The sequence below is a fragment of the Neobacillus sp. GCM10023253 genome, assembly GCF_042653105.1.
GTDB lineage: Bacteria > Bacillota > Bacilli > Bacillales > Cytobacillaceae > Neobacillus > Neobacillus citreus.
The window spans coordinates 41,589-57,643 of the sequence record NZ_JBHSHV010000028.1; the positions used below are offsets into that span (position 1 = coordinate 41,589).

The 16,055-nt window shown below is 38.9% G+C and carries 17 protein-coding genes; 2 read left to right on the forward strand and 15 right to left on the reverse strand.

Annotated elements, in window-relative coordinates:
• The first annotated feature begins 217 nt into the window (after positions 1 to 217).
• The gene (locus ACFPA1_RS25425) at positions 218 to 1,600 is read left to right on the forward strand and encodes a protoporphyrinogen oxidase (RefSeq protein ID WP_378587029.1); all 1,383 of its coding nucleotides are present in this window, start codon (positions 218 to 220) and stop codon (positions 1,598 to 1,600) included.
• 28 nt (positions 1,601 to 1,628) lie between these two features.
• On the opposite strand, the gene ACFPA1_RS25430 is transcribed toward ACFPA1_RS25425, so the two are convergent.
• From ACFPA1_RS25430 to ACFPA1_RS25490, 13 genes are all read right to left on the reverse strand, one after another.
• Positions 1,629 to 3,020 (reverse strand): sensor histidine kinase, encoded by a 1,392-nt coding sequence (locus ACFPA1_RS25430; protein ID WP_378587032.1) that lies wholly within the window; start codon positions 3,018 to 3,020, stop codon positions 1,629 to 1,631.
• Positions 3,020 to 3,697, reverse strand: a complete 678-nt coding sequence (locus tag ACFPA1_RS25435; protein WP_378587035.1) for a response regulator transcription factor — start codon at positions 3,695 to 3,697, stop codon at positions 3,020 to 3,022. Before ACFPA1_RS25435 ends, ACFPA1_RS25430 begins: the two co-directional genes overlap by 1 nt.
• Positions 3,698 to 3,730: 33 nt before the next feature.
• Complete coding sequence (locus tag ACFPA1_RS25440) at positions 3,731 to 4,417, reverse strand: ABC transporter ATP-binding protein (protein ID WP_378587038.1); 687 nt, start codon at positions 4,415 to 4,417, stop codon at positions 3,731 to 3,733.
• Between the two features lies 1 nt (position 4,418).
• Positions 4,419 to 5,450 carry an ABC transporter permease gene (locus ACFPA1_RS25445; RefSeq protein ID WP_378587041.1) on the reverse strand — a complete coding sequence of 344 codons (1,032 nt, stop codon included), beginning with the start codon at positions 5,448 to 5,450 and terminating at the stop codon, positions 4,419 to 4,421.
• Between the two features lie 226 nt (positions 5,451 to 5,676).
• Positions 5,677 to 6,453 (reverse strand): Cof-type HAD-IIB family hydrolase, encoded by a 777-nt coding sequence (locus ACFPA1_RS25450; protein ID WP_378587043.1) that lies wholly within the window; start codon positions 6,451 to 6,453, stop codon positions 5,677 to 5,679.
• Between the two features lie 191 nt (positions 6,454 to 6,644).
• Positions 6,645 to 7,415 (reverse strand): HpcH/HpaI aldolase family protein, encoded by a 771-nt coding sequence (locus ACFPA1_RS25455; protein ID WP_378587045.1) that lies wholly within the window; start codon positions 7,413 to 7,415, stop codon positions 6,645 to 6,647.
• Positions 7,416 to 7,510: 95 nt separating this feature from the next.
• Entirely contained in the window at positions 7,511 to 8,668 is a 1,158-nt protein-coding gene (locus ACFPA1_RS25460) for a DUF4317 domain-containing protein (protein ID WP_378587048.1), read from the reverse strand.
• Between the two features lie 62 nt (positions 8,669 to 8,730).
• A complete protein-coding gene (locus tag ACFPA1_RS25465) occupies positions 8,731 to 9,384 on the reverse strand; it encodes an oxidoreductase (RefSeq protein ID WP_213146586.1) in 654 nt (217 codons plus the stop codon).
• Positions 9,385 to 9,419: 35 nt separating this feature from the next.
• A complete protein-coding gene (locus ACFPA1_RS25470) occupies positions 9,420 to 9,791 on the reverse strand; it encodes a YkvA family protein (protein WP_378587853.1) in 372 nt (123 codons plus the stop codon).
• Between the two features lie 158 nt (positions 9,792 to 9,949).
• The gene (locus ACFPA1_RS25475) at positions 9,950 to 11,125 is read right to left on the reverse strand and encodes a sulfite reductase subunit alpha (protein ID WP_378587052.1); all 1,176 of its coding nucleotides are present in this window, start codon (positions 11,123 to 11,125) and stop codon (positions 9,950 to 9,952) included.
• Between the two features lie 271 nt (positions 11,126 to 11,396).
• A complete protein-coding gene (locus tag ACFPA1_RS25480) occupies positions 11,397 to 12,125 on the reverse strand; it encodes an amino acid ABC transporter ATP-binding protein (protein WP_277398292.1) in 729 nt (242 codons plus the stop codon).
• Complete coding sequence (locus tag ACFPA1_RS25485) at positions 12,122 to 12,766, reverse strand: amino acid ABC transporter permease (RefSeq protein ID WP_378587056.1); 645 nt, start codon at positions 12,764 to 12,766, stop codon at positions 12,122 to 12,124. The genes ACFPA1_RS25480 and ACFPA1_RS25485 overlap by 4 nt, the downstream gene beginning before the upstream one ends.
• 60 nt (positions 12,767 to 12,826) lie before the next feature.
• A complete protein-coding gene (locus ACFPA1_RS25490) occupies positions 12,827 to 13,606 on the reverse strand; it encodes a transporter substrate-binding domain-containing protein (protein ID WP_378587059.1) in 780 nt (259 codons plus the stop codon).
• A gap of 286 nt (positions 13,607 to 13,892) precedes the next feature.
• On the opposite strand from ACFPA1_RS25490, the gene ACFPA1_RS25495 reads away from it, so the two are divergent.
• Positions 13,893 to 14,153 carry a hypothetical protein gene (locus tag ACFPA1_RS25495; RefSeq protein WP_213146765.1) on the forward strand — a complete coding sequence of 87 codons (261 nt, stop codon included), beginning with the start codon at positions 13,893 to 13,895 and terminating at the stop codon, positions 14,151 to 14,153.
• A gap of 45 nt (positions 14,154 to 14,198) precedes the next feature.
• On the opposite strand, the gene ACFPA1_RS25500 is transcribed toward ACFPA1_RS25495, so the two are convergent.
• On the reverse strand, positions 14,199 to 14,831 hold the full coding sequence (locus ACFPA1_RS25500; protein ID WP_378587063.1) for a YdeI/OmpD-associated family protein: 633 nt from the start codon (positions 14,829 to 14,831) through the stop codon (positions 14,199 to 14,201).
• Positions 14,821 to 15,846 (reverse strand): tRNA dihydrouridine synthase, encoded by a 1,026-nt coding sequence (locus tag ACFPA1_RS25505; RefSeq protein ID WP_378587066.1) that lies wholly within the window; start codon positions 15,844 to 15,846, stop codon positions 14,821 to 14,823. The genes ACFPA1_RS25500 and ACFPA1_RS25505 overlap by 11 nt, the downstream gene beginning before the upstream one ends.
• Positions 15,847 to 16,055: the final 209 nt, after the last annotated feature.

The window sequence follows — 16,055 nt, forward strand, 5'->3', positions numbered from 1 at the left end:
ATAATGAACCCCTTTATAAAACGAAATTGTGTTATCGGAATATCCCCAATCATTATTTCTAGATTGTTGTAATTTAGCTAATAATATCCGGAAAAATCAGAGCGTTTTTAAACCGTTGCCATCCTACAAAAAACCATTGAGCATATAAATGTTTTTTACCGAGGTATGGTAAACTTAAAAAAGTGACGAAGTATGAAATATTTAAGAGGTGGCAGCAGTGAAAACAGTCGTAGTGATTGGCGGCGGTATTACGGGACTATCAGCCATGTATGAATTGCAAAAATGGAAGAAGACAAACGGATCAGACCTGAGGCTGGTATTGGCTGAAGCGTCCCAGCACCTTGGCGGGAAAATCCGAACCGTCAACCAAAATGGATTCGTAATGGAAGCGGGTGCAGATTCCATTGTCTCCCGGAAAATGGAGACAATGCCTTTAATTGAAGAACTAGGTTTAGAAAAGCAAGTTGTTTACAATGCAACAGGTCGTTCCTATATATACATTGATGGAGAATTAAAGCCCATTCCGGATGATGCTGTTTTCGGTATTCCCGCAAGTATTGAATCGCTTGCAAAAAGCACACTCGTTTCTGCCGAAGGAAAAGTGGCGGCACTGAAGGATTTTTATACAAAAGATGAAACGTTCACCAAGAATGACTCTATCGGTTCTTTTCTGGAGCATTTTCTTGGAAAGGAATTGGTTGAAAAACAAATTGCCCCTGTCCTATCCGGTGTCTATTCCGGAAAGCTTAGTGACTTAACTATCGCCTCTACCCTTCCCTATTTAATCGATTATAAAGAAAAATACGGAAGTATCATCAAGGGCCTTGAAGCCAATAAGGAGAAATTTAAAGGCGGAGAAAGGAAGTTTCTTTCTTTTCAAAATGGCTTAGGCTCGCTTATAGATGCGTTTGAGGAAAAGCTTGATGAAGCGGAAATTTTACTAAATACAAATGTCACGAAAATAGAAAAAGAAGGCAGCAATTACCAAGTGGTTCTAAACAATCAGGAAATCATCGATGCGGATTACGTTATCCTTAGTATTCCTCATACGGCTGCTGAATCCTTAATCACTGACCCGAACCTGTCACAAGATTTCGCTGGGTTGAAAAACAGCTCATTGATTAGTGTGTATGTCGGCTTTGACGTGCCTGACAGTGTCCTACCTGCTGATGGAACAGGGTTTATCGCCGCGAATACAGATGAGTTGTCCTGCAACGCCTGCACTTGGACAAGTCGGAAATGGGAGCATACATCAAAATCAGGGAACCTGCTTGTCAGATTGTTTTATAAAAGCAGCCACCCTTCCTTCGCTACATTAAAGGAAATGGACCAAGAAGAGCTACTCAATGTTGCGCTTGGCGATATTAACAAAGCCCTTGGCATTACCGCCAAGCCTGCTGACAGTGAAATCACCAAATGGACCGAGCAAATGCCAAATTATTTGATTACCCATCCTAAAAGTGTCGAAGCACTCGAAAGCAAAATGGCAGCCGCTTACCCGGGGGTTATCCTTGCCGGTTGTTCTTACTATGGCGTGGGAATCCCTGATTGCATTGAAAACGGAATAGATTCAGCAAGAAAGATTATTCAGACGTTCTAACATTTAGAGGATAGCTACTTTTAGTCAGCTATTCTCTTTTTAAATCAACCGGTAATTCAACTATAAAAGTAGTCCCTTCATTTTCTTTACTTCTTACATCAATGTGACCACCATGCAGGTCGATAATTGTCTTAACAATGGATAAACCGAGCCCTGTCCCTTCAATGGTTCGTGTCCGTGCCTTGTCTGCCCGATAAAAGCGGTCAAATATCCTTTCTAATTCCAAATTATTCATCCCTATTCCTGTATCCTCAAAAGTCACGTAAACGGATTGTCCTCTTTTTTCAATGGAAATATCAATAGTCCCATTTGGTCGATTATATTTCATGGCATTGGACAGAAGGTTATCCCAGACTGTATTCAGCATGGAGGGGTCCCCGACAATCTCGATATCCGGCAGGGAATAGCTTAGCATTATCTCTTTTTCATTTATTGCCCATTGATGATTTCGCACCAATTCCTTGATTTGCGCGCCAACATTAAATGGATTTTCCCTTAAAATTTCCTCATTTCGATCTAGCGAGGCGAGAAGCAATAATTGCTTTGTTAAGGTGGAAAGCCTGCTAATTTCACCATTAATGATGGATAAATATTGTTCTCTTTCTTCTTTACTTAACGATTGATTTTCTAATAGGTTCGTATATCCTTTAATATTGGAAAGCGGCGACTGGATATCATGTGAAATATTCGAGATAAATTCCTTTCTCATGTCTTCCATTTGTGCTAATTTTCTCGCCATCCGCGAAAAACTCTCGGAAAGTTCCCCTAACTCATCATGGCGTGTACTATCCAATTCCACATTAAAATCGCCGTTTGCCAGTGATTTTGTGGCTTTTGTCAGGTTAGAAATTGGCTTCACTAAATATTTTGTATTAATTAGGACCATCACGATGGTCAAAGTAATGGCCAGTACAAGGATCCAACCAAATAAAATGTGCATCTCGTTGAAAAGGAACTTAATATCCGGCCTAATAAAAAGAGCATAGCTTCTTCCTTTATGTTGCAATGGAACACCGATCGTATTCTTTAGTTCATCAGCAAAAAAGCCTGTAACAAATGTTTCCTGTGGAAAATGAAGCATCCCGTGAAAAATATCTCCCTTTAATACATCCTGTTGAATGGAAACGGGAAGACTTTTATCCCGAAAAGGATCACCAAAAAAGGTTCGGTTTCCATCCTTATCTACAAGGTAAATTTGATAACCGACTTTAGTGATGCTTTTTAGATACTCTGTCAGGCTAATTTCAGGATGCCCCTCAGCAAAGGCAGCAATATCTAATGCCACCTTTGTGTTTTTATCGTCGTTATAAGGCTTCAATTTTTGCTGGTAATAGATATTGGAGATGACAAAAGCTAAGATAAAGCTTATCAACATCATTCCAATCGTAATTACGATAAATTTTACATAAAGTGTTTTCATTAATGTTGGACCTCCAATAGATATCCGATACCACGGATTGTTTTTATTTGGAAGTCATTCGTCAGCTTAGAAAACCGTTCTCGCAATCTTTTTATATGAACATCTACGGTTCGCGCATCCCCTTCATAATCCAAGCCCCAGATTTGTTCAATTAGGTGTTCTCTGGAAAAAACTTGCTTAGGATTAGATGCAAGATAATATAAAAGTTCAAATTCCTTTAAAGGCAAGAGTAATGTTCGGTTCCCACTCTGAACTTCATAGCTCTTTTTGTTGATTGTTGTACTGCCAACTCTGAGGATCGATTCATCTATTTGATGATCATATCGCCTTAACAACGCTTTAATACGGTATGTTAACTCCCTGGGTTCAAAGGGCTTAACGAGATAATCATCTGTTCCGGCTTTAAATCCCTGCTCTTTATCTTCGATTTGATTTTTTGCCGTCAAAAGAATAACTGGAATGTCGTTATCTCTACGAATCTCTTTTGTTAATTCATAGCCATCCATAAATGGCATCATTACATCCACTACTGCTAAATCACAAGCATCCTTTTTCAGCATCTCCAATGCTTCCATTCCGTTCTTCGCCTGGAATACCGTATAGCCCTGTTCAGTTAAGTGAATATTTAATAGCTTTAATATATTGAGATCATCGTCAACAATTAAAATATTTGGCATTCATGGTTCTCCTATTTTTTCTATCTGTAAAAATTAAACTGCACTTGGTAAAATCTGTCCATCACTCATTTTAATAATACGGTCAGCAAATGACAGCATTTCCTCATCATGAGTCACCATTAAGGTTGTTATGTTAAGCGTTTTTGTTAAATTGCTGATTAACGTCATCACATCTTTAGACCTTTTTGAATCTAAACTGGCAGTGGGTTCATCTGCAAAAAGGACTTTTGGTTTATGGATTATGGCCCGGGCAATGGCAACCCGCTGTCTTTCCCCACCGGATAAAGAAGCTGGGTAGGCATTTTTCCGATGATCCATTTCAACTAATTTTAAGATCTTAGCAATTTCCTTTTTTTGCTCACGTTTCTTTAGTTTAGATTCCGATACATTCAGCATTAGCATCAACTGTTCTTCTACGGTCAGAAAGGGTACCAAATGGGCAAATTGAAACACGAACCCGAAATGATTAGCTCGGATTTTTCGCACCTGCTCTGAACTCATCGTAGTTATATTTTGCCCTTCAAATATTACTTGCCCGTCTGATGCCGGCTGGAGTCCTGCCGCTATCGTAAGGAGTGTGCTTTTACCGGAGCCTGACGCACCCACTAAGGCGGTTACCTCACCTTCTTTTAAAGAAAGGTTAATTCCCTTCAGGATTTCCTCATTAATTTCACCGCTTGAAAAAGTTTTCCGTACTTCATCAATTGTAAATATAGTCATATTATATCTCTCCTTGTTGAATCGCCTGCAATGGCTCGACTTTTTTTATTTGTATACCCGATAGTGTAGCCCCAATAAAGCCAATCAATAGGTAAATGATGGACAATTGTACGGTTGTTTCAAGGGTTAGATGAAAAGGCAATCCTTTAGGTGCCGCCATATTAAATATTTGGCTTAAAGCAACAGATAAACTAAGCGAAATGGCTGTTATAAAAACCATTTGAGTCCACATCATTTTAAACAACGCACTCGTTTTGACACCAATGGCTTTAAGAATTCCGTACAATCCGATTTTTTGAACGTTCATCATGTAGAAAAAAATGGCAAACAACATGCCGCTAATGACTACCAAAAACCAGATGATCATATTAAGGGACATCTGTTCCGCTTTATAACTCGAAATCGTGCTCAGAAACTGATTGTTAGAAAAAGCTTGTAAGCCTGCGAATTGTGCTCCATCCCCTCCAGGTATAAAGATCAATTGCATATCGTTAACCCGGTACATTTCCTTGTAGTCCTCCATATTGATAAAGGCAACTGGTGCATGGCTGAATTTTTCGTTGTCCACAAAGCCTTTAACAACAAACTTGCCATTATACTGATTGTTAGTAAAAGTTTCGCCTATTTTAATACCATCTTCTTTCATCGACTTGTCCAGGATGATTTCTCCCTTTTTCACATTTTTAAACAGCCTTGAATCAGTCGATGTAACAAAGGCAACGCTTCGCTGCTTCCCATCACTGTCATTCAAAAATCCCATTTGAATAGAAATAGCTGCAGCGTTTTTTTGCTTGTTTAAAACTTTTTCTTGGATACTGTGATTTATTCTTGAAAGGTTATAGTTTTTATCTGCCTCTTTGGTCATATAAAATGTTCCATCGGGCAGATTTTTAATTAATGCTGCATTGTCTTGTGATAATCCATTGGCCAAACCAGATATAATAAACGTGAGTAAGCTGACGAGAAAAATGATTGATCCTAATATCAAAAACCGTGCTTTATTTTTCTTCATTTCTTTCCAAGCAATGTTCATGTTCATACCTCCAATTCCTTAATGACATCCTTAGTTTATAATCGCTGTGTGAACTGACGATGAACAGGAGGTTACATTAAATAAAAACTCGCCGATTGGCGAGTCCGTTAGGACGGTTCATGAGGCGTAGTTGAATTTATACTTTCCTGATAAATAAAAAAAAGAAACAATTTCTAATCGCTAGTTTAGAAATTGTTTCTTTTCTTTTCTTTAGATTGCCATTCCTTTATAGTAACCCGACCATTTTCAGGCCGTGGAAAATTCCATTGTCATCAACGGATTTGGTTACATATTTTGCGGCTTTTTTTACCTTTTCTTCTGCATTCCCCATTGCCACGCTATTCTCTACGGTTGTGAGCATTTCCATATCATTCAGTGCATCGCCAAAGGCAAATTGCCGTTCCGGAGGAATTCCTAGTTTTTCAGCGATCCTTTCAATTCCTTTTGCTTTTGACCCTCCCTTTGGAAGAACATCAACAGCGAGAGGATGCCATCTTATAAAATCAAAGTCATTGAAATCCCGTTCGTATTGCTTTTCTTCACCTTCCGTACAAAACAGGAGCGTTTGAAACAAGTCTCGCCCTTTGTAATAGTGCGGGTCGTGCGTAGGAGTTCGATCAATTTTTAATGTTCCAATGCTTTCATTAATGTAGGCATGGTCCGGCACATTGGCTTTCATATCCTCATGGTCCATGAAGACAACGGGATGATTATTTATAAGCGCCGTTTCCGTTAGTTTTTCCAATGAAGTCGTATTCAGTGGATTGGTATATAAAACTTCCCCGTTTAACACAACATATTGTCCGTTGTAGCTGACAAATGTGTTGATATCCAATTCTTCTCGCAAATCTTCAAACATAAAAGGAGCCCGTCCGGTAGCAATTGCGACAACATGTCCCAGTTCCTTTAATTCAAAAACAGCCTCTTTGGTTGCTGCAGGAAGCTCTTTTTTTGAGTCAAGCAGCGTTCCGTCTATATCGAAAAAAATCACGCTTTGTTTCACATTCTGTCCCACTTTCAAAATATAATATTAAAAAGTTCGTTTCTTTGTAACATTCCCAAATATTTGTATTCACAACCGTTTGCTTCAATTCATTTATAAGTCTAAATTATGAAACCCGTTTCATGTCAAATAAAAAGAAAAAGGGCTATAAGCCCCTTTGTAGCCTTCATCTTCATCCAGATTTATAATTTCTATTTTGTGTTCGCGATAATTTTCTTAAAGGCTTCTGTTAAGACGATTGCATCCATACTATAGGCAACGGAATCGAATCCCATTTCAAAATTTTTCTGAATATCCGGTTCAGTTCCAGCAAAGATAAAGGCAAATTTACCTGCTTTTTTGCAGGCATCAAGGATTTTTTTAATAGCCTCTTTTACCTCCGCTGCTCCAAATTGTCCTGGCTTACCCAAGGCAGTTGACAGATCAAACGGTCCTACAAAGATCCCGTCTACACCATTAAGGCCTACGATTTCATCAATACTTTCCAAGCAGCCAAGTGTTTCACATTGTGGGATGATTAAGGTTTCGTTGTTGCTGACTTCGAAATAATGGCCCAATCCTTGTGAAGCATAGTTTGTATACCAGAATGAGCTGCCGCTGGTTGGAGCAATGCCGCGTTCACCGATTGGAAAATATTTTCCGTATTTTATGATGTCTTTTACATCTTCAACAGATTGTACGTTAGGAATGATTAAGCCCATTGCACCTACATCCAGCATCTTTAGAATAGAGTTTCGATGTCCGTCTTTAACCCGAACAAGCGGAGTAATACCGGCCAATTTAGCTGCACGTATGTACGTTTGAACACTTTCCACATCGAATGGTCCGTGTTCTGAATCGACGACCACATAATCAAGTCCTGCATATCCTAAACACTCAACAGCAGCAGCACTTCCCATTACATGAAAAGTGCCCAAAGTTTTTTCACCTTTCAGCATCTTTTCTTTTATCTTGTTTTTCATGATATTTCCTCCTATACATATATACATAATTTTCAAAAACTGCTGGGATTCTTCTCCCAGCAGTTTTTTTATTGTGTATAATCTTTCCAATCCAACTAGAGTGTCGTCGATTCCAATCGAAATCCTTCCACGACCACCTCTTCATCAACTTCGAGCAATAAGCATCGTTTTCCTTCGAAGGTGATATATTTGACATTTTTCAAGTCTTTCGGGTTGATGGTTACCTCAGCAACCTTGGTGCTGATTTTTATAGTTTTTGGAACTAAACTGCTCGCTTTGAATTCATGTTTTTCGTCCGCTACGACACTTTTGAAAGCATGTTCCACTTTGGCCGTATCGATATTTTCGACACCGCTGACTGTTAAGATCCGTTCGATGTCCCGATAGTCTAATGTAGGAATTTCACTTTCCTCGTTTTCTATATTCTCTTGTACTACCCTATCGATTTCCTCGTAAACATTTGAAATAACGGCGGAATCTACTTCGTCTCCTATTACTTCTTTTAAGACCTGATCAAAACTGTCCTTATCTTCCTGAGCCGTAATGATGTCTTCACAATTGAGAACCTCTTCAATAAATGTGAAATCAGGTTGATTTGCTTTCCCAGCACAGTAAAGAATATGATTCACATCTGCTGCATTGTCATTAAAAGCAGGGAACAGAAAACCCGATAATGGGGAGTCTAAATTAATAATAGGATCCACAAAGTTATAGGATTTGAATTCTTTCTCGATATAATCAAACATTAATGCCTTTTTCGGTTGATCGGTTTTATTGAGGCTGCAAAGGATAATTCCGCTGGAATAAACCTCATCATCCCCGCCTACTTCGGACTCCTGGTTCCGCTTCTTCGTCTGTTTTCGGTATTCCGCCCGAATAAATGTTACAACTGTATCAAATTCATAAGCCCCACGCGCAAACATTTTTGTGACAATTTCCAGCATGTATTCTTGCCAGTCTTCCGAGTCCGCCTGCAATCCTTCGTAGAGGAATGATTGTGTGCTGTCTTCCACATCACGCGTGAACTTCAGCTCAAACAATTTGGCATCAAGTTGGCCTGTCAAAACTTTTTTAAAGTTTTTCAAAAACAATTCCTGCGTTTCCTGTTCTAACATTTGAAATGGCTGGCTGACTTGGTGATAAATCTCTCCTGATTCTTTTTGAACGTAAACATTGAAGATTTCACGAATGTTCATTCGATAATTGTCCAATTTAAATTCCTTGCGGATATTAGCGATGTCTTTTTTATTCATTTGTCTCATCTCCCATCCCTGATTATACTGTCTAAAAAAATATCCGGAAACCTCTAAGCTAGCTATGCTTGTACAATTTGGTTTGATTCGTATACATGGATTCCTGAAATGCCTTTTTGCGCAATACGAAGCATTGCACCTGCTACTGTTTCCGCATGTACAGGCTTGTACTTTTTCAGTTTTCCTAAGAAGAGCGGTGACAGTATACTAGAAAGGACTGCCGAAATGCGTTCTCCGAATCGAAACTCCTCCCGGTTACCAAGTAAAAGCGATGGCCGGAAAATATGTAATGCGGAAAGACCAAGTTCACGCAATTCCTTCTCAACCTCTCCCTTCACGCGAATGTAAAATGTCCGGGATGAAGGATTTGCTCCCATTGATGTAATAATGAGGAACTGCTTCGCCCCCTGGGCTTTTGCCATTCGGCCAAGTGCCAGCGGATATTCATAGTCTACCAAGCGGAAAGCCTTTTGACTGCCTGCTTTTTTAATCGTCGTTCCAAGAGTGCAAAACACATCCGCTCCCGCCAAATCTACATCGGATTGCTCCAATCGGTCGAAATCGACGATCTTCTCCTGCAGCTTTGGATGGGCAATCTCTGTTGGCCGCCGGACAATAAGCGTAACAGCTGTATATGCCGGATTGTTTAATAAAAGCTTTACGAGCTCCTTTCCTACCAAGCCGGTCGCCCCAGCAACAACTGCTTTTCGATTCATCTTATTATTCCTCCCAATTTCCCGCTAAAAATCCTTTAAACAAGCTTTTTGTCAATATCTGATGTGTCGACGTGATCGCCAAACCAATCTTTAAGTTTTTCTTTTGCTTTATTTTTTATGTCCTCATCAATGTACATAGCAACTTGCAATAGCGCGACTCCTAACGCTCCTAAGTCATCCGTGTACCCGACACCAACCGTAACATCAGGAATTAAATCTAATGGCAGGATGAAATATCCCAAAGCGCCTATAATGATCGTTTTTGCTTTAGCCGGTACTTCCGGCTTTTGAAGTGTATAGTATAAGAGCAAAACTGCATATACGACGGATGAACCCGCCTTTTTGGCAAATTTCTTTAATTTATCCCAGAACTTATCATCGGAATAATTTTGACCAGAGACTTCCATTTGCTTTTTGACATCTTCTTCGTTATTAGCCACTTTCCACAATCCCTTCATTTGTTCATATCATTATTTTACCTCAATTTATTATCATTAAGTAAAAAAGGAACCTCGTCCAATCGAACGAAAGGTTCCTTTCTAAATGTATTTAACATCTTTTTATTTTAATAAACATCGCGCAGATAACGTCCTTGCTTCTGCAACTCCTTCAGATATGCCTCGGCTGCCTCACGGTCAAGCGCACCTTCTTTTTCTATCACAGTAATTAGCGCTTCATTGACGTCTTTCGCCATATGTTCCTTATCTCCACAAACGAAGAAGTAAGCGCCTTTTTCCAGCCATTCAAATAATTCTTTGCCATGTTCAAGCATTTTATGCTGTACATAAACTTTTTGATCTGAATCACGGGAGAAGGCAGTATCAAGCTTTGTTAGAACCCCATCTTTTTTATAGGTTTCCAACTCTGCTTGGTATAGGAAATCTGAAGCTGCATGCTGGTCCCCAAAGAATAACCATGTGCGGCCAGCTGCTTTATTAACGGCACGTTCCTGGATAAAAGACCGGAACGGTGCAATGCCTGTCCCCGGGCCGACCATAATAATATCTGTATCAGCGGACTCCGGCAAATGGAAGTGCTTATTTGCCTGAACAAAGACTGGCAAAGTATCTCCCTCTTGAACACGTTCCGCACACAAAACAGAGCAAACTCCTTTTCGCTCACGTCCATGAGATGTGTAGCGAACAGCACCAATAGTTAGATGAACTTCCTCCGGATTAGCAGCAATACTACTTGCAATAGAATAAAGGCGTGGCGTCATTTTTCTTAATAAAGAAACAATCTCCTGAGCAGAAGCCTTCCATGGGCCAAAATCACGTAACATATCAAGCAGATCTCGCCCATAGCAATATTCCTTTAACTGAGCAGCATTTTCAACCAAAATAAGCTTTTGCAGATCTTCGTTTTCTGTGAATGTTGCTGCCTGTTGTAAAATTTTCTTCGATAGCAGTGTAATTTCAAAGTAGCTTGTCAGCGCTTCCTTAAGTGACAGTGTCTCACCCTGCTTGCCCACCGTTACTTCCGCTTCTTCATCCCAGGCCATTTCCTCAAGAAGGGCAGCCACAAGTTCCGGGTCATTTGCAGGGACAACGCCAAGTGCATCACCAGGATTGTAAGATAGGCCTGAACCTTTTAATGATAACTCAATATGCCTTGTTTCTTTACTAGAGCCTGACCCATTTAAATTAATATTTTTTAGAACCTTTGCCTGAAAAGGATTAGTCCTTGAAAATGGCTGGTTGTCACTTTTGGTATTTTTAGTATTTTCTAGAGTAAGTTGCATTTCCCATTACCTCCAAAAGTAATATATATTTAAGATAACATATCACTATCATATCAGATGTGTGGTTTAACACACACTGGTAAATAATTTTAAAATTATTGAAAAAATTCTTTTGACCTTCCATTTTAGAAGGAGAATTTTCAAAAGATGATCTATACCCTCATTATCAGCAAAACAGCCTATTTTCAGTAGGTTATTTTAAAAAAGAGGAACCTCAAAAGTATTTCTACTTTTAGGTTCCCCCTCTATAAAATGATCCTGCTATTTTAGTTTATAGCACCTTACTTAAGAAAGCCTTTGTTCTCTCATGCTGTGGGTTGCCGAATAACTGATTCGGTTCATTTTCTTCGACAATATACCCGCCATCCATGAAAATGACACGGTCTCCAACTTCTCGGGCAAATCCCATTTCATGCGTCACAACCACCATCGTCATACCTTCTTTGGCAAGCTGTTTCATAACTTCTAATACATCCCCGACCATTTCCGGGTCAAGTGCAGAAGTCGGTTCGTCAAAAAGCATGATTTTTGGATTCATGGCCAGTGCCCTTGCGATGGCAACCCGCTGTTTTTGTCCGCCGGACAGTTCTCCCGGATAGCTGCCTGCTTTCTCTTTAAGTCCTACCTTATCAAGTAACTCAAGAGCCTTTTTTTCAGCTTCCGCTTTATCTTTAGAAAGAATTTTAATCGGCCCTAACGTGATATTTTCTAAAACAGTTTTATGAGGGAACAGATTAAATTGCTGGAAGACCATTCCGACTTCCTGCCTGACTTTATTGATATTAATTTTCGGGTCAGTGATATTATGTCCGTTAATCACTACTTCGCCGCCCGAGATTTCCTCCAGGCGGTTTAAGCAGCGAAGGAATGTACTCTTTCCCGATCCAGAAGGACCGATTACACAGATAACTTCTTTCTCTTGAACCTCAGCATTAATATCTTTTAATACCTCTAGGTTCCCGAATGATTTTCTTAAGTTTTTTACAGTAATAATGCTCATCGCATCTCGATCCTCCTTTCTATAAAGTTAGCAAGTATGGTTAATAGATAAATAATGATAAAATAAATGACACCTACAGTCAGCCAAATTTTAAAGGCTTCAAAGGTTGCAGCAGCCTGTATTTGACCCTGTTGTGTTAAGTCAGCAATACCAATAACCGATAAAAGAGAAGTATCCTTTAAACTAATAATGGATTGGTTTGTAATAGTAGGGAGCATCCTTCTAAACGCCTGAGGCAGGATAATGAAACGCATCGTTTGTGCAGACGTAAAACCAATCGACCTAGCTGCCTCTGTTTGCCCCTTATCAATAGATTGAATACCCGCTCTGATTATCTCTGCAAAATATGCCCCAGCATTGATCGCAACAGTAATAATACCCGCTGTCGTATTGTTTAGGGAAACCAAATGCAGTGAATTTACTCCAAAATAAATAAAAAATAACTGCACGATAAATGGAGTTCCACGAATTGCATCGACATATACCTTCGCAATCCAATTCAAGATTTTAAAAGGTGCAAGACGTAACAAGGCCATTAATAAACCAATTAAAAACCCTAGAATAATAGCAATAACAAATATATAAAGTGTGACTTCAAGTCCTTTTAATAATATTGGTAATGCTGCCGTAATAATATCCACTCTTTTTCATCCCCTTTCTAGAAGAAAAAGCGCGCTGTGAGCGCGCCCTATATTTGATATTTATTTTTTGCCAAGGTATGTTTCTACAATTTTATCGTAGGTTCCGTCTTTTTTGAGTTCTTCAAGGCCTTTATTAATCTTCTTTAATACATCCTGGTTTTGTCCTTTTAGAACAGCAATTCCATATTGGTCGCCATTTAAGCGATCACCAACGATTTTCAAACCAAGGTCTTTTTGGGCAATAGCATAAGAAATTACAGGATAGTCTTCGATAAGCGCATCTGCATTTCCATTAGAAACTTCCTGGAACATTGCCGGGCTATCGTTGAATTGAACGACTTTAATTTCTAGTTTCGATGCATTATCTTCTGCATATTTGGCACCTGTTGTTCCTTTTTTAACGGCAACAGTTTTCCCTTTAAGATCATTAACTGATTTAATAGTTGAATTGTCTTTTTTAACAACAACTGTTAATCCTGCATCAAAATACGGTGTTGAAAAATCTACTACCTTTTTTCTTTCATCTGTAATACTCATTCCGGCAATGGCTACATCAAGCTGATTAGCTTGCATAGCTGGAATAATTCCACCAAAATCCATTGGATTAAGCTCAATTTTAATACCCTGATTTTTCGCGATTGCATTAATCAAATCGATATCGATACCCTTATAATCATTTCCCTCTTTATATTCAAATGGAGGGTAAGTGGTATCTACTCCAACCTTATATACCTTTTCATCTTTCGGTTTCTCTCCGGATGTTGATGTTTCCTTGCTTCCGCATGCTGCGATAAAGATCGTAAGGATTAAAAATAAACTAAATAAACCAATCTTTTTCATTCAATGTACCCCTTTTTAGATTATTTTTAATAGATAAAACATTAATACTTTATTAATATATCATACCTAAAAATCATATAAAACTATTAGTTTTTGGTAAATTGAATATTTTTAAAGTATTCAACTATTTTTTATTTTACCAATTTTCAGATTTTATTATTTATATATAATAAAAATAGTTTTGTTTTTAGATTTTTTGAAAACGTCACAATATATCCAAATCATTCTATAGGAAGCACATAACAAATGTGGAATTTTAAAAGTAAGAGAAAGTGGGGTGAATTTAATGCCGTGGTTGATAAAGAAAATTCGGAATTGGATTTGGTATCGGCACGGAAAAGTTAGATATCGTATTTGGCTTGACGAAGATAGATACATTATCTCTGCAACGAATGGGGAAATAACCGTTCATGATTGTTATGGCGGTACCCATGAAACAGCTAAAAACTTAGCGCTATTTAAGCTTCATCAAGCATTAAGCGATAAAGAAAAAAAACAAAAATGGATTACCAAAGGGAATGGATATGAATTATTTCGGATTAAATAAAAGACAAAGCCGCTCCATTTGGAACGGCTATTTTCATCGAATCAACTAATCATTTAATCCCTTTCCAGCGAGAATTTTCTCCATATATTTTTCAATCCTTGACACCCGGGTTTTGGATTGTTTGGGTGCTGAAAAGTGAAGAATGTATGCTCTTTGCCGCCCCGGCGTCAATGCATCAAAAGCAGTTTTCAAGGCAGGGATATCCTCAAATTTATTTTGAAGCTCTTCAGGAATTGGCTCTGGATTCTTTTTAGTATTCACTTTCAAACCAGCTTTTTCCGCTTCAACGGCTTCATAAATATACTCTTTTAAGACTGGTTCGAGCTCAACTATTTGCTTAACATTGGTGAACTTTACCAGGCGTCCTGCTTGCGTATTTTCCCCTGGCTTTTCTAGAATCCGATGGGCATCTTTTAACAGGGCACCTTTGAAAAAACTAAGCGAACAGTATTCTTTAAAAGCACTTATTATCAGTACATTACTTTTCTGAAATGTGTAGCAAGGAACTCCCCATTTCAATTCTTCTGTCAACCCGCAGTCAAGAACAATCATTCTTAATTTCTCTAATTCCTCCGGCCAATTGTTGACTTTACAGTCGGGAGTAGCCCCCAGCGGACAACGCATACAACCATCAATTAAATATTTATCAACCTTAGGATTCATTTTACTATTTGCCATCAGGAACACCTTCTCTTTCAGCCATTCCATCAAGATTCTTTGGCCCAAAATTATCAAGCAATGCACGCACTTCATCTGTTGATTTCGTGTTCATTAATTGATTTCTTAATTCACCAGCTCCAGGGAATCCTTTGACATAAATTTTGAAAAAGCGATGAAGCCCTGTGATTGAACGCGGCAGTACTTCCGCATATCGATCTTGAAGATCAAGCTGCAGTCTTAAAAGATCAAGGTATTCTTTACTGCTATGCTCTTTTGGCTCTTTTTCAAAAGCAAAAGGATTTTTAAAAATACCCCGCCCAATCATAACGCCATCAATACCATATTGTTCAGCAAGTTGCTGCCCAGTTTGACGGTCAGGAATGTCTCCATTGATTGTTAGTAGCGTATTCGGTGCAATACGGTCACGTAATTTTTTGATTTCCGGAATTAGTTCCCAATGCGCATCTACTTGGCTCATTTCCTTTCGTGTACGTAAATGAATAGAAAGGTTCGCAATATCCTGTTTTAGAATATGCGTTAGCCACTCCTCCCACTCCTGAACCTCCTGATAGCCAAGTCGTGTTTTCACGCTGACAGGCAGTCCGCCCGCTTTTGCTGCTTGAATAAGTTCTGCCGCAACGTCTGGACGCAGAATAAGGCCACTGCCTTTCCCTCTCGATGCCACATTCGGTACAGGGCAGCCCATATTAATATCGATGCCTTTAAATCCTAGCTCTGCCATGCCGATACTCATTTGGCGGAAATATTCGGGATTATCCCCCCAAATATGTGCCACCATTGGCTGTTCATCTTCTGTAAAAGTCAAACGGCCACGCACACTTTTCATGCCCTCTGGATGACAATAGCTATCCGAGTTTGTAAACTCTGTGAAAAATACATCCGGTCGACCCGCTTCACTTACTACGTGACGAAAAACAACATCTGTCACATCTTCCATTGGTGCAAGTATAAAAAATGGTCGTGGTAAATCACGCCAAAAATTATCTATCAATTTAAACTCAAATCCTCTCATTATGGATATAACTTCACGCACTCGGCCAAAAAATATAAAGCCAAATGTTCCACTTCTTTTACACTTATATCATGCTTTATAACTTATTATCAAACACAAAATGTTCCTTTCAGGCGATGGTTGAATTTCCGAAATAAGAAATAAACCCAGTCCTAAGACTGGGCAAGTTTTAAAATTACATTACGCACAAAAAATAACTTCAAGATAGA

Excerpts from the sequence above, each read along its gene's own strand:
- ACFPA1_RS25430 (WP_378587032.1), bottom strand. The coding sequence starts at position 3,020 with ATGAAAACACTTTATGTAAAATTTATCGTAATTACGATTGGAATGATG.
- ACFPA1_RS25435 (WP_378587035.1), bottom strand. The coding sequence starts at position 3,697 with ATGCCAAATATTTTAATTGTTGACGATGATCTCAATATATTAAAGCTA.
- ACFPA1_RS25475 (WP_378587052.1), bottom strand. The coding sequence starts at position 11,125 with ATGCAACTTACTCTAGAAAATACTAAAAATACCAAAAGTGACAACCAG.
- ACFPA1_RS25440 (WP_378587038.1), bottom strand. The coding sequence starts at position 4,417 with ATGACTATATTTACAATTGATGAAGTACGGAAAACTTTTTCAAGCGGT.
- ACFPA1_RS25490 (WP_378587059.1), bottom strand. The coding sequence starts at position 13,606 with ATGAAAAAGATTGGTTTATTTAGTTTATTTTTAATCCTTACGATCTTT.
- ACFPA1_RS25480 (WP_277398292.1), bottom strand. The coding sequence starts at position 12,125 with ATGAGCATTATTACTGTAAAAAACTTAAGAAAATCATTCGGGAACCTA.
- ACFPA1_RS25465 (WP_213146586.1), bottom strand. The coding sequence starts at position 9,384 with ATGAATCGAAAAGCAGTTGTTGCTGGGGCGACCGGCTTGGTAGGAAAG.
- ACFPA1_RS25445 (WP_378587041.1), bottom strand. The coding sequence starts at position 5,450 with ATGAACATTGCTTGGAAAGAAATGAAGAAAAATAAAGCACGGTTTTTG.
- ACFPA1_RS25470 (WP_378587853.1), bottom strand. The coding sequence starts at position 9,791 with ATGGAAGTCTCTGGTCAAAATTATTCCGATGATAAGTTCTGGGATAAA.
- ACFPA1_RS25495 (WP_213146765.1), top strand. The coding sequence starts at position 13,893 with ATGCCGTGGTTGATAAAGAAAATTCGGAATTGGATTTGGTATCGGCAC.
- ACFPA1_RS25500 (WP_378587063.1), bottom strand. The coding sequence starts at position 14,831 with ATGGCAAATAGTAAAATGAATCCTAAGGTTGATAAATATTTAATTGAT.
- ACFPA1_RS25455 (WP_378587045.1), bottom strand. The coding sequence starts at position 7,415 with ATGAAAAACAAGATAAAAGAAAAGATGCTGAAAGGTGAAAAAACTTTG.
- ACFPA1_RS25460 (WP_378587048.1), bottom strand. The coding sequence starts at position 8,668 with ATGAATAAAAAAGACATCGCTAATATCCGCAAGGAATTTAAATTGGAC.
- ACFPA1_RS25505 (WP_378587066.1), bottom strand. The coding sequence starts at position 15,846 with ATGAGAGGATTTGAGTTTAAATTGATAGATAATTTTTGGCGTGATTTA.